The organism is Pseudonocardia sp. (assembly GCF_025965585.1).
Classification (GTDB): Bacteria; Actinomycetota; Actinomycetes; order Mycobacteriales; family Pseudonocardiaceae; genus Pseudonocardia.
Genome location: NZ_JAOPWR010000223.1, coordinates 16,555 through 28,238, shown reverse-complemented (window position 1 = coordinate 28,238; position 11,684 = coordinate 16,555). Strand labels below are relative to the sequence as shown.

The 11,684-nt window shown below is 72.3% G+C and carries 13 protein-coding genes, 1 tRNA gene and 1 pseudogene; 7 read left to right on the top strand and 8 right to left on the bottom strand.

Annotated features, from left to right (window positions below; translation table 11 throughout):
• Both JWR81_RS14530 and JWR81_RS14525 read left to right on the top strand, forming a co-directional pair.
• Positions 1 to 212: pseudogene (locus tag JWR81_RS14530) on the top strand (hypothetical protein); the annotation flags it as partial.
• 66 nt (positions 213 to 278) lie between these two features.
• A complete protein-coding gene (locus JWR81_RS14525) occupies positions 279 to 437 on the top strand; it encodes a hypothetical protein (protein WP_297651610.1) in 159 nt (52 codons plus the stop codon).
• Positions 438 to 561: 124 nt separating this feature from the next.
• Here JWR81_RS14525 and JWR81_RS14520 read toward each other — a convergent pair.
• Positions 562 to 643, bottom strand: a tRNA-Tyr gene (locus tag JWR81_RS14520).
• Between the two features lie 81 nt (positions 644 to 724).
• On the opposite strand from JWR81_RS14520, the gene JWR81_RS14515 reads away from it, so the two are divergent.
• Positions 725 to 1,216 (top strand): YajQ family cyclic di-GMP-binding protein, encoded by a 492-nt coding sequence (locus tag JWR81_RS14515; protein ID WP_297651607.1) that lies wholly within the window; start codon positions 725 to 727, stop codon positions 1,214 to 1,216.
• Between the two features lie 57 nt (positions 1,217 to 1,273).
• On the opposite strand, the gene JWR81_RS14510 is transcribed toward JWR81_RS14515, so the two are convergent.
• The gene (locus JWR81_RS14510) at positions 1,274 to 2,326 is read right to left on the bottom strand and encodes an AbrB family transcriptional regulator (protein WP_297651604.1); all 1,053 of its coding nucleotides are present in this window, start codon (positions 2,324 to 2,326) and stop codon (positions 1,274 to 1,276) included.
• A 428-nt stretch (positions 2,327 to 2,754) separates the two neighbouring features.
• Here JWR81_RS14510 and JWR81_RS14505 point away from each other — a divergent pair, with 428 nt between their 5' ends.
• Positions 2,755 to 3,156, top strand: a complete 402-nt coding sequence (locus JWR81_RS14505; protein ID WP_297651602.1) for a VOC family protein — start codon at positions 2,755 to 2,757, stop codon at positions 3,154 to 3,156.
• A gap of 148 nt (positions 3,157 to 3,304) precedes the next feature.
• On the opposite strand, the gene JWR81_RS14500 is transcribed toward JWR81_RS14505, so the two are convergent.
• Positions 3,305 to 4,132, bottom strand: coding sequence for an AraC family transcriptional regulator (locus JWR81_RS14500; RefSeq protein ID WP_297651599.1), 828 nt, complete (start codon positions 4,130 to 4,132; stop codon positions 3,305 to 3,307).
• A 119-nt stretch (positions 4,133 to 4,251) separates the two neighbouring features.
• Between JWR81_RS14500 and JWR81_RS14495 the strand changes: the two genes are divergently transcribed.
• Complete coding sequence (locus tag JWR81_RS14495) at positions 4,252 to 4,824, top strand: TIGR03086 family metal-binding protein (RefSeq protein ID WP_297651596.1); 573 nt, start codon at positions 4,252 to 4,254, stop codon at positions 4,822 to 4,824.
• An 11-nt stretch (positions 4,825 to 4,835) separates the two neighbouring features.
• Here the strand turns inward: JWR81_RS14495 and htpX are convergent, their stop codons facing one another.
• The 4 genes from htpX to JWR81_RS14475 form a co-directional block, all read right to left on the bottom strand.
• Complete coding sequence (gene htpX / locus JWR81_RS14490; RefSeq protein ID WP_297651594.1) at positions 4,836 to 5,684, bottom strand: zinc metalloprotease HtpX; 849 nt, start codon at positions 5,682 to 5,684, stop codon at positions 4,836 to 4,838.
• Between the two features lie 148 nt (positions 5,685 to 5,832).
• Positions 5,833 to 6,834 (bottom strand): alanine racemase, encoded by a 1,002-nt coding sequence (locus tag JWR81_RS14485; protein WP_297651592.1) that lies wholly within the window; start codon positions 6,832 to 6,834, stop codon positions 5,833 to 5,835.
• Between the two features lie 34 nt (positions 6,835 to 6,868).
• Entirely contained in the window at positions 6,869 to 8,155 is a 1,287-nt protein-coding gene (locus JWR81_RS14480) for a D-arabinono-1,4-lactone oxidase (RefSeq protein WP_297651590.1), read from the bottom strand.
• Positions 8,152 to 9,603 carry an APC family permease gene (locus JWR81_RS14475; protein ID WP_297651588.1) on the bottom strand — a complete coding sequence of 484 codons (1,452 nt, stop codon included), beginning with the start codon at positions 9,601 to 9,603 and terminating at the stop codon, positions 8,152 to 8,154. Before JWR81_RS14475 ends, JWR81_RS14480 begins: the two co-directional genes overlap by 4 nt.
• 96 nt (positions 9,604 to 9,699) lie before the next feature.
• Between JWR81_RS14475 and JWR81_RS14470 the strand changes: the two genes are divergently transcribed.
• Together JWR81_RS14470 and JWR81_RS14465 are read left to right on the top strand one after the other, a co-directional pair.
• On the top strand, positions 9,700 to 10,302 hold the full coding sequence (locus JWR81_RS14470) for a TetR/AcrR family transcriptional regulator (RefSeq protein WP_297651586.1): 603 nt from the start codon (positions 9,700 to 9,702) through the stop codon (positions 10,300 to 10,302).
• Positions 10,299 to 11,078, top strand: coding sequence for a methyltransferase domain-containing protein (locus tag JWR81_RS14465; RefSeq protein WP_297651584.1), 780 nt, complete (start codon positions 10,299 to 10,301; stop codon positions 11,076 to 11,078). The genes JWR81_RS14470 and JWR81_RS14465 overlap by 4 nt, the downstream gene beginning before the upstream one ends.
• Here the strand turns inward: JWR81_RS14465 and JWR81_RS14460 are convergent.
• The gene (locus JWR81_RS14460; protein WP_297651582.1) at positions 11,075 to 11,626 is read right to left on the bottom strand and encodes a PaaI family thioesterase; all 552 of its coding nucleotides are present in this window, start codon (positions 11,624 to 11,626) and stop codon (positions 11,075 to 11,077) included. The genes JWR81_RS14465 and JWR81_RS14460 overlap by 4 nt on opposite strands.
• Positions 11,627 to 11,684: the final 58 nt, after the last annotated feature.

Sequence of the window (11,684 nt, the reverse complement as noted above, 5' to 3'; positions counted from 1 at the left end):
CACCTCGGCGCCGTCAGCCGGCCGGTCGTGGAGCGAGTCGGGCACGCGCCGGGAACCCCGGCAGCTCAAGCACCGCGGCACTGACGGCGCTGCTCCGTCAGCACCTCGACGTGCATGGCACCACGCCCGACGGCCGGCTGTTCCGCGGTGTCCGCGGCGGGCCGCTCTCGGAGAGCCTCTACGGCCACCTCTGGGCCCTCGCGCGGGTATAGGCCCTCACATCGGCGGAGGCCGCGTCACCGCTTGGTCGGCGTCCGTACGACCTCCGGCACGCCGCGGTGTCCACCTGGCTCAACGGAGGCGTTCCGGCGCCACAGGTGGCCGCGTGGGCGGGGCACAGCGTCGATGTGCTGCTCCGGGTCTACGCCAAGTGCATCGCGGGCCAGGACGCCGCGGTCCGACGCCGGGTGGAGGAGGCCCTGCGTGCCGGGTCATGAAGATCGGTCCGTGAATGGTCCGTGGATGCCCGTAGACAGCGGGTCGGAGCCGGACACAGCCGGACAACGACAAAAGCGGCCTCCGACCGGGTTTTCGCTGGTCAGAGGCCGCTTGTGCGGGGTGTGGCAGGTGAAGGATTCGAACCTTCGTAGGCTAAGCCGACGGATTTACAGTCCGCTCCCTTTGGCCACTCGGGCAACCTGCCGGGGTGCGCCGAGGCGCGTGGACGAGGATACGACAGCGATGAACCGAGGCTCACAGGGGCCCGGTCGATCAGGAGGTACGCATGGCCGACCCGTCGTTCGACGTCGTCAGCAAGGTCGACCGGCAGGAGGTCGACAACGCCCTCAACCAGGCGTCGAAGGAGCTCTCGCAGCGCTTCGACTTCCGGGGCACGAACACGTCGATCGCCTGGGCGGGCGAGGAGGCGCTGACGATCGAGTCCGAGACCGAGGAGCGGGCGAAGGCCGCCGTCGACGTCTTCAAGGAGAAGCTGATCAAGCGCAACATCTCCATGAAGGCGTTCGAGGCGGACGAGCCGGCGATCTCGGGCAAGGTCTACAAGATCAGCGGCAAGATCCTGCAGGGCATCGAGTCGGACAAGGCCAAGGAGATCAGCAAGGCCATCCGCGACGAGAAGCTCAAGGGTGTGCAGGCCCAGATCCAGGGCGACCAGCTGCGCGTCTCGGGCAAGAAGAAGGACGACCTGCAGGCCGTGATCGCCCTGCTCAAGGGCAAGGACTTCGGGATCGCGCTGCAGTTCACCAACTACCGGTAGCCGGCTTTCGGGTCTGGTCCGCGACGTCGGGCCAGACCCGACGTTCGCTCCCGGAGATCACCTGGTGCTGCGAGGTGCGAGCCATCGGATGATCGGCGGGATGGCCAGGACGACGACGAACAGGCGCAGGGCTTGCACGGTCGAGACGAGGGGGACGTCGGTGCCGGTGGACTCGGCGGTGGCCAGCACGGCGTTGATACCGCCGGGAGTGGTGGCCAGGTAGGCGTCGAGGAACGGGACGTCCATCACCGCACCGAGCCCCCACGCCAGCCCGGCGCACGCCGCGCACATCGCGACGGTCGCGGCGAGCAGGTGCGGCAACAGCCGTGCGGAGCGGGCCACGGTGGAGCGGGTGAACCGCAGCCCGACCTCGAGGCCGATCGCGACGAAGACCATGTCCTTGAGCGGGCCGTCGGGCGAGAAGCCGTCCGCGGCGTTGGTCAACGAGAACAGCGCGGTGACGACCATCGGACCGAGCAGCAACGGGGCAGGGAGCCGCAGCCGTCGTCCGACGACCACACCGGTGAGACAGACGGCGGCGAGGATCACGACCGCCCCGATCTGGTGCACCGGCCGTTCGACGAGCCGGCCGAGGTCAGGCACCGGCATCGCCAGCGCCTCGTCGGGGGCCCCGGCGCCCGCCACCGCCCACGCGACAGCCGGAGCGGTCAGGGCGACCAGCCCCACCCGCGTGTACTGGGCCAAGGCCACGAACCGGCCGTCGGCTCCGAGGTCCTCGGCGCACGACACGATCGCCGCGGACCCGCCGGGCACCATGCCGAGCGTCGCGTCGGTGCGCGGGATCGGGGTGAACCGGGCCATCGCCGCAGCGACCCCCACCGAGATCGCGACGGTCGCCGCCGTGACCGCGGCGAGCGGGAGCGCCGTACCCGCCACCGAGGCGACGGCATCCGGGTCGAGGTAGCTGCCCATCACGACCCCCACCAGTGCCTGGCTCGCCCGGCCGGCCTGGCGTGGGAACGGCCGGGTGACCAGGCCGGTGAGCGCGAGCGCCATCCCCACAACCAGACCCGCCAGGAGGTCCGGCGCCGGCAGGTTGATCATCTCCCCGAACTCGGAGAGCTGATAGCAGCCCACCACCAGCAGCACCCATCCCGCCGCCGCGAACGCCGTCCGGCGGTACGGACGACGCGCGCCCGGTGGCTCCGATTCCGTGGTACCGCCTGACTGGTGGTCCGGAGTGGTTCCGACAATCGGGATCGCAGCGGACATTCGCCTGGATTCCTCGCGAAAGATGATGGGCACGGGCCCACCGTTCGCGGGCGATCTGCACGGGCCCCAACCACGACATGACCTTGCGATGAAGTCGCGGGCCGGTAGCCGTGTGAGGTCCCCCACCCGCCGTGGAGAGGTCTCCGCCCGGCGATGGTCGCCAGGGCCCGGAAGGCATGGCGGAAAGAGCTACCTCTGAGGTCGGGTAGCGCTCATAGCGGTTGCCCGCGGTGGGACACGGCGCGATGCTGGCCGGACGGGCCCAGCGGCCCGCCCGGCACCACCCGAGTCGAAGGAGCCTCGCCGTGGCATTTCCCGGCCTGCAGCACGTCGCCATCACGGTCTCGGACCTCGAGCGCAGCACCCAGTGGTACTCGACGCTCTTCGGCGCCGACCCCGTCCTCGACGAGGACGAGGAGTCGGGCACGTTCCACCACACCGTCTTCGCCCTCGACGGCGGCACGCTCTTCGGCCTGCACACGCACATGGGCGCGGAGTCCAAGGACCAGGCCGACGAGCGCAGGACGGGCCTGGACCACGTCGGCTTCGCGCTGCCGGGCAGCGCCGAGCTCGAGCAGTGGCAGTCGCGCCTCGACGAGCTCGGCATCCCCCACGGTGGCATCAAGAAGGCCCACTACGGCAGCGGCATCTCCTTCCGCGACCCCGACAACATCGGCCTCGAGTTCTTCATCGCCCCCGGCACCTGACGGTCGGCGGTGAGATCACCCATCGCATCGCCCCCTTCGGTCCCCGACGGCAGCCGCACCACCCGGCCCCGATCTCGTCCGGGAGCCCGTGCGGCGCGCCGTCACCCAGGTGATGAATGTGGGCCTCCTCTGCAACCGACGGGGGAGGTCAGGCGCTGACCGGGGCCTCCTTGCGGCGGCAGGCCTGTGCGTAGGCGACGGGCGTCATGCCGATGGCGGCGGTGAAGTCGCGGATGAAGTGGGACTGGTCGAAGTAGCCGAGCTCCGCGGCGACGTCCGCCCACGGCCGGTGCTGCTCCTGCGCCAGGACGGCGGCGGCCTCGTGGAGCCGGTAGCGGCGCAGCACCCACTTCGGGCTGACGCCGACGTAGCGGGCGAAGAGGCGTTGCAGGGTGCGCGGAGCGATGTCGAACATCGCGGTGACGTCATCGACACGGCCGATCTCGCGGTCGTGCAGCAGCGCGGCGACGATGCGGCCCACGAGATCCACCTGCGGATCGGGCTCGGGCAGGCGCTCCCGCAGGAAGACCTCGACCAGCGCGATCATCTGCTCGACACGCGGTGCGGCGGCCATCTCGGCGGCCACCCCGGACGCCGACGGCCCCCACAGCTGCTCGGCGGGCAGCACCGCGCCGGTGATGTCGCCGACCGACCTGCCGAGCCACGGCAGGAACGCACCCGGCCGGAACTTGACGCCGAAGACGCGCCCGGCACCACTGTAGACGTAGGTGAAGCCCTCGCGGCCCACACCGCAGACGGCGAGGCGCCCGCCGTCGAGCACGAGGTTGACGCACGGGTGCGGCAGCAGCGTGACCGAGGCCTCGCGTCCGGGCGGCAGCTCCCACGACACGAGCCAGTGGCGCTCGACGAACCCGGCCAGGTCGGGGGCGGGCGGGTAGCGGTCGAGCGAGAAGTCGACGTCGCGGACCCCGAGCACCCCGTACTCGCTGGTGGTCGACATCCTCCGATCGCTCACGCCCCCAGCATGCCCGGTGCCCCCGACGGTTCGGCCACCCGAGCTGCGGTCGCGCCGACCCGGTGGTGGGCGTGGAGCGGTGGGGGAGCTCCGACTGGGCGACGGGCTGGGGACCCGCCATGCTGACCACCGTGGACGCACGCGAGATCTACGCCCTGTGCAGCGCCGGCTTCGTCGAGCGGGTGCACGCCGTCGGCGACCGCTGGGCCGATCCCACCCCGTTGCCGGGTTGGGACGTCCGAGAGCTGGTCAACCATCTGGTCAACGAGGAGCGCTGGACGCCGCTGCTGTTCGGCGGGTCGACGATCGAGGAGGTCGGCGACCGCTTCGACGGCGACCTCCTGGGCACCGACCCGGTGGCCACCGTCGACGAGGCCGCCGCCGTGGCGCTGGCCGCCGTGCAGGCCGACGGGGCCGTGGAAAGGACGGTGCACCTGTCGTTCGGCGACCATCCCGGCCGCGAGTACGCGATGCAGCTCGCCGCCGACCACCTGGTGCACACCTGGGACCTCGCCAGGGCGCTCGGCGCCGACGAGACCCTCGACGCACCTGCCGTGGCCGCCGTCCTCGACTGGTTCGGCGACACCGAGTCCCTCTACCGGGAGATGGGCGTGATCGGCCCGCGTGTCGAGGTCCCGGCCACGGCCGGACCGCAGGCGCATCTGCTGGGCCGGTTCGGGAGGTCGGTGTGACGGGCTGAGCCTCACCGGCGGCGGCTCATCTCCTCCAGCCGCCGGATGCGGTCCTCCATGGGCGGGTGGGTGGAGAACAGGCGCGCGAGGTGCTCGCCGGTGCGGAACGGGCTGGCGATCATCAGGTGCGACTGCGACACGAGCTGCGGCTCGGGAGGCAGCGGGGCGAGCTGGGTGCCGACCTGCAGCTTCCGCAGCGCCGACGCCAGCGCCAGCGGGTCGCCGGTGAGCCGGGCGCCGCTCGCGTCGGCCTGGTACTCGCGCGACCGGCTGACGGCCATCTGCACCACGCCCGCCGCGACCGGCCCCAGCAGCGCCACCAGGAGAACGGCGATCGGGTTCTGGCGCTCGTCCTCGCCCCCGCCGAACAGGCCCGCGAACATCGCCATGTTGGCCAGGAACCCGACCATCGACGCGAGCGCGCCCGCGACCGAGGAGATGAGGATGTCGCGGTTGTAGACGTGCGAGAGCTCGTGGCCCAGCACCGCGCGCAGCTCGCGCTCGTCGAGCATGTCGAGCAGGCCGGTGGTGGCGCAGACTGCGGCGTGGCGCGGGCTGCGGCCGGTGGCGAACGCGTTGGGCGCCGTGGTGGGGCTGATGTAGAGGCGCGGCATCGGCTGGCGTGCGATGTGGGAGAGCTCGCGGACGATCCGATACATCCGGGGCGCCTCGGGCTCGGACACCGGACGCGCGTGCATGGCACGCAGGGCCAGCTTGTCGGAGTTGAAGTACGACCAGCCATTGACGCCCAGCGCCACGACCAGCGCGACCAGCAGCCCGCTACGGCCGAAGAGCGATCCCACGAACAGCACCAGCGCGCTCATCCCGCCCAGCAGCACCGCTGTCTTCAGCCCGTTCACCCGCGACCGTCCCTTCTCCCGATGGTTGAACGAGCCACGACCGGGTGGTGTTCCGGTCGAACACCACGGACGGTGCGTTCGGCAACCGGGTCATGTCGACTCGCGCCGGTTCGTGTCGACTCGCGGGGTGGGGGTGGCTGTGCGGGTCTCACCAGCCGCGGAGGTCCACCGCCCAGGTATCGAGGATCTCGTCGCCCTGCACGAGGTGCATCCGCTCGTGCAGGGCGATGGTCGGGTCGACGTGGGCGGGCAGGACGCGGACGCGGTCGCCGGCCTTCACCGGCTCGTCGGGGGCGAACGTCGTGTGCTCGTCGGAGCAGAACCACACCTGCGCACCCGGCACGATCGGGTTGCCGTGGTCCATGCCCAGCGACTTCAGCCCGACGTCGGCCACGGCCCAGCCGGGCATCTCCCCCGCGGGGGCTGTCACCGAGACGACGGTGGCCAGCACCGTCAGCGCCTGGCGGAACGGCAGGCCGGCGGCCGAGTAGGCGGTGTCCATCAGCGCGTAGGAGCCCGCCTGGATCTCGGTGACCCACCTGTTGAGCGCGTAGGTGCCGGTGCCGCCGCCGGAGACGAGCTCGCCGCCCACGTCGGCGTGCGCAGCCAGCAGCTTGGCCATGCACTCCTCGGTGAGCTTCGCCCGCTCCTCGACGTCGCCGAGCATCATGAGGTGGCCCTCGTAGCCCATGACGCCGCGGACGGTCAGCCCCGCGGCACGCGCCCTGTCGGCCAGCCCGCCCGCCAGCGCGGGCGCGATCCCGCAGCGCGGCAGGCCCACGTTGACGTCGACCAGCACCTCCCGCACCCCACCCGCGACGGCGGCGGCGAGCGTCTCGTCGGAGTCGATCGCCACGGTGATCCGGGCATCCAGTGCGCCTAGGCGCCGGGCATCGAGCACCTCGTTGGCCAGCAGCAGGTCCTCGCCCAGCCCGGCGGCGGCCATGCCCTCTACCTCGCGGATCGTGGCACAGGTGAATCCGGGGTGGCCGAGGGAAGCCTGCCGGCGGGCGAGCGAGGTGGTCTTGTGCGCCTTCACGTGCGGGCGCAGCCGCGGGCCGGGCAGCGCGGCGGCCATGTCAGCGAGGTTGGCGTCCAGCGCGTCGACGTCGACGAGCAGGGCGGGCGTCGTGAGGTCGTGCACGATCATGATTCCGCCTCCGCGGCAAGAAGTACGTCGGCGGTCATCCGAGTACACGCTCCAGGTAGGCGTTGGTGAACCGGCGTTCGGGATCGAGCCGGTCTCGCAGGGCGACGAACCCGTCGAACCCGGGGTAGCTCTCCCGCAGGTGGGCGGCCGTCCGCGTGTGCAGCTTGCCCCAGTGCGGCCGCCCGCCCAGCGCCGTCATGACGGACTCGACGGCACCGAAGTAGGACTCGTGCGGCTGCCCGCGGTAGACGTGCACCGCGATGTAGGCGCTCTCGCGCCCGGACGCGGTCGAGAGCGGGACGTCATCCGCGGCAGCGAACCGAACCTCCACCGGGAACGTGACGGCCTGCCCGTGCCGCTCGACGGCGGCGCGCAGGCCGTCGAGAGCCGCGCCGAGCGCCTCGCGCGGGACGGCGTACTCCATCTCGAGGAAGCGCACGCGACGCGGGCTGGTGAAGACGCGGTAGGAGCGGTCGACGTACTCGGCGTCGGCGAACTGCTCGGCCGCCTTCCGGTTGATCGACGGCACCAGCCGCGGCAGCCGGGCACCCAGTCGGCAGGCGAGCTCGAAGGCGCCGTTGCCGAGCAGGTCGTCGCCCACCCACTCGGCGACGCGTCCGCGGACGGGCCCCTCGTCGTCGGTGCGGTTGTTGCGCTTGGTGGCGGCGATGTCGGTGTGCGGGAACCAGTAGAACTCGAAGTGGTCGTTGGCCCGCGCCAGCTCGTCGAGGTCGGCGAGCACCTCCGGCAGCGGCATCGCGACCTCGACCGCGTGCAGCCGGAACGCGGGCACGACCTGAAGTGTCACAGTGACGAGAACTCCCAGCGCGCCGAGGCCCACCCGGGCCGCGGCGAAGAGCGGCGCGTTCTCGGTGGCCGAGCAGGTCAGCAACGAGCCGTCGGCGGTGACGATCTCCAGCGCGCGGACCTGCGCCGCGATGCCCTGGTGGCGGGCACCGGTGCCGTGGGTGCCGGTGGAGATCGCGCCGGCGACGGTCTGGGCGTCGATGTCGCCGAGGTTGGGCAGCGCCCAGCCCCGCTCCCACAGCACGTCGTTGAGCACGCGCAGCGTGACGCCCGCGGGCACGGTCGCCAGGCCGCTGCCGTCCACGCGCACCTGTGCAGGATCCGACGGCACGAGCAGCGCGACGTCCTCGGGTACCGCGATGGCCGTGAACGAGTGGCCGGACCCGAGTGCCTTGACGCGCAGCCCGTCGCGCTGGGCGGACTTCACCGCCTCGACGACGTCGCCCGCGTCGCGCCCGACGACCGTCCGCCGCGGGTCGGTGCACTGGTTCCGCGCCCAGTTCTGCCAGGTCATGCCATCTCCGCCGGTGCTTCGGTGTGCGCAGAGCCGATACCGGCCGTGCCCTCGTTCAGCCGGCGCCGCAGCGCCGCGACGTACCAGAGCCCGGCCAGCACGAGGGCGCCGAGGACGACGTAGTCGGCCGAGCGGAACGCCTCGGGCAGCGTCAGCGCGGCCACCACCGCCACCAGCCACAGCAGCGCCAGCACCGCGACGGGCAGCGCGGCCGCACCGAGCCGGAACCCGCCCTCCCCCGCGTCCACGATCGACCGGCGCCGGGCGAGGTAGCCGCCGAGCGTCAGCAGGTAGACGAGGTACGGCACGAGCGCCGTGGCCCCCACCAGAACGGCGAAGGCGTTGCCGTCCGCGGTGCCGTACGCCAGCAGCACCAGGCACACCACCAGCGAGGTGACCAGCGCCGGCACCGGCGTGGACGTCCGCGGGTTCACCCGCCGCAGCAGGTTCGAGAACGGGAGCATGCCGTCACGGGCCATCGCGAAGATCAGCCGCGAGTTCGACGCCGCCGCGACCACGACGAGCGCGAACATCGAGAACACGACGACCGCGAGGAACACCTTCGTCAACACCGGGCCCAGCCAATACTCGGCGATGGCGGCCAGCGGCACCGGCGACGACGAGACGGCGGCCAGGTCGGGGATCGCGACCGTGAAGCCGATCAGCGCCGCCCAGCCCAGCACACCCGACACCACGACCGAGAGGATCATCGCCCGCGGCACGGTGCGCCGGGCGTCGACGGTCTCCTCGGCCATGTCCGCCGCGGCCTCGAACCCGACGAGCGTGAAGATGCCCACCAGCGCGCCGCCCACCAGCGCGTCGGGGAAGACGGCGCCGGGCACCGTCGTCGACAGGAAGCCGAAGCCGTGCCCGCCGTCCGGGGTGCCGGAGCCGCCGTGCACCCAGGCCACGAACACGATGACCGACAGCACGACCGTGCCGATGATCTCGGCGAACACCGCGACGTTGTTGACGCGCGCGGCGAGCTGCACGCGCACGATGTTGATCAAGTAGGCGATCACGAGCGCGAGGACGGCGATGAACAGCAGCAGCCGCGTGTCCTCGGCGTCGAGGCCGAGGACGGTGGCCGTCAGGGGCGCGAGCCCGATCAGCGCGATCCCGGGCAGCCCGACCGCGCCGTAGAGCACGCCGAGCGCCCCGACGAGGTAGCCGAACCGCGAGCCGACGAGCCGCGCCGACCACTGGTAGTTCGCCCCGGCCAGCGGGAAATGGCCCGCGAGCTCGGCGAGCACCAGCACGACGAGGAGCTGCCCCACCGCCGCCACCGGCCACAGCCAGACCGCCGCGGGGCCCATCTGCGTCAGGCCGTAGGAGTAGTTGAGGAAGATGCCGGTGGTGATGGACACGATCGAGAACGCCACCGCGAAGAGCGCGAAGCGGCGCAGAACTCGGGGAAACTGCGTCGCATAGCCGAAGTTCTCACTCATGGCGCGCCTCCGGGCTCGGGTTGCGCATCAGGGTGCGACGTGCGACACACTGTGTCAACCGTCTGAGTCAACTGACCCAGTTCAAGGGAGAACGCGATGGCGCGGGTGTCCGCCGACGACCGCCGCAGACAGCTGGTGGCCGCGGCCTTCCGGGTGATCGGACGGGACGGCTTCGCCAAGGCCACCACGCGCGCGATCTGCACCGAGGCCGGGGCGTCGCTCGCGGCGTTCCACTACTGCTTCGCGTCGAAGCAGGAGCTGCTGACCGAGCTGACCGACCAGACGCTCGCCGCGCTGGCCGTCGCCAGGGCGGGCGGCACGCACATCCGCGGCGACGTCGCCGCGTCGCTGCGGGAGACGCTGCGCTTCTACTGGAAGACCGTCGAGGACGACCCGGGCCGCGAGTCCGTGCTGATGGCGCTCACCCAGCACGCGCTGAACGACCCGGCGCTCGCCGGCGTCGCGCAACAGCAGTACGCGGCCTATCACCGCACTGCGCGGGAGACGCTGCAGGAGATCGGCGACGGTTGCGGCACGCGCTGGACGCTGCCGATCGAGCAGCTGGCCCGGATGTTCATCGTGGTCACCGACGGTGTGACGCTGGCCTGGCTCGTCGACCGCGACGGCGCCGCCGCCCGCGCCGCCCTCGACGCGTTCGCGGAGCAGTTCGCGGCGTTCGCCGCGCGGGAGGAGTCGTGAGCGACTACCTCCTGGCCAACGCGCATGACGAGGCAGGAGAGCGGTTCCGCGCGTTCGCGGAGCTGTTCGACCCCGTCACCGTCCGCCACCTCGACGCCCTGGGCCTGGGCCCGGGGAGCCGGGTGTGGGAGGTCGGTGCGGGTGGTCCGAGCGTGCCGTCCTGGCTGGCCGGACGGGTCGGTCCCGCCGGCCGCGTGCTCGCCACCGACATCGACACGCGATGGCTCCGCGACCTGGACGGCTGCGAGGTGCTCACCCACGACGTCACGACCGACCCGCCACCCGAGGGACCGTTCGACGTGGTGCACGCACGGCTCGTCCTCGTGCACCTGCCCGACCGGGACCGCGTCCTCGCCACGCTGGTCGACGCGCTGCGGCCCGGCGGGTGGCTGCTCGTGGAGGAGGCCGACCCGGCGCTGCAGCCGCTCGTCTGCCCCGACGAGTCCGGGCCGGAGGAGGAGCTCGCCAACCGGCTCAAGACCGGCTTCCGCACGCTCATGTCCGGCCGCGGCGTCGACCTCGCCTACGGCCGCACGCTGCCCCGGCGGCTGCGCGCCGCCGGGCTGGCCGACGTCGCCGCCGACGCGTTCTTCCCGATCACCGGGCCGGCCTGCGCGGTGCTGGAGCGCGCCACGGTGCTGCAGATCCGCGACCGGCTCCTCGACGCCGGGCTGGCCACGCCCGCCGAGATCGAGCGGCACCTGGCTGCCGTCGACGCCGGCCGGCTCGACCTCGCGACGTCGCCGCTGGTGTCGGCGTGGGGCCGCAGAACCTAAGGGTTCACGGGGCGGCCGAACCACGTGCCCCCGCGCGCGGCCTCGACCTCCGCCGGGCGGCCGTGGGTGGAGAAGTGCTCGGGCGTCACCACCACGAACAGCCCCTTCCCCTGCGCCACGATCGGGCCGTCGGGAGCGCCGAGGTGGGCGTCGCCGCTGACCCAGAGCTTGCGTCCCTCGCGCCCGTCCACGCGGCACTCGAGGTGCAGCACCGAGCCCGTGGGCACGGGGCGGCGGAACTCGGTCTGCAGGCTCGCCGTGACGGCAGGCTCCCCGAGGAAAACCTGGAGCGCACCCAGCGCCTCGTCGAACGCCGCCGCGATCACGCCGCCGTGGGCGAGACCGGGGGCGCCCTGGTGGCGGTCCTCGATCGTGAACTCGCTGGTGACCGTGACCCCCTCACCGATGGTCAGGTTCATCTGCAGGCCGCCCTCGGCGTCGCCGCACGCGAAGCAGTGCGCGTAGTGGCCGGGCATCGGCGTGCCCGGGGGCGGGGTGTCGGCGGCCGGCTCGAGCGGAGTGAGGTGCGGCGGGGCGGAGGGGCTCACCGTCGGACGGTAACCCGGTGCTCGCGGCGCGTCATCGCCGCGTGACGGGTATGACGCA

What these genes read in the sequence shown, in the direction of transcription:
- JWR81_RS14470 (WP_297651586.1), top strand. Translation starts at nt 9,700, where the DNA reads ATGGCGCGGGTGTCCGCCGACGACCGCCGCAGACAGCTGGTGGCCGCG.
- JWR81_RS14515 (WP_297651607.1), top strand. Translation starts at nt 725, where the DNA reads ATGGCCGACCCGTCGTTCGACGTCGTCAGCAAGGTCGACCGGCAGGAG.
- JWR81_RS14485 (WP_297651592.1), bottom strand. Translation starts at nt 6,834, where the DNA reads ATGATCGTGCACGACCTCACGACGCCCGCCCTGCTCGTCGACGTCGAC.
- JWR81_RS14495 (WP_297651596.1), top strand. Translation starts at nt 4,252, where the DNA reads ATGCTGACCACCGTGGACGCACGCGAGATCTACGCCCTGTGCAGCGCC.
- JWR81_RS14480 (WP_297651590.1), bottom strand. Translation starts at nt 8,155, where the DNA reads ATGACCTGGCAGAACTGGGCGCGGAACCAGTGCACCGACCCGCGGCGG.
- JWR81_RS14475 (WP_297651588.1), bottom strand. Translation starts at nt 9,603, where the DNA reads ATGAGTGAGAACTTCGGCTATGCGACGCAGTTTCCCCGAGTTCTGCGC.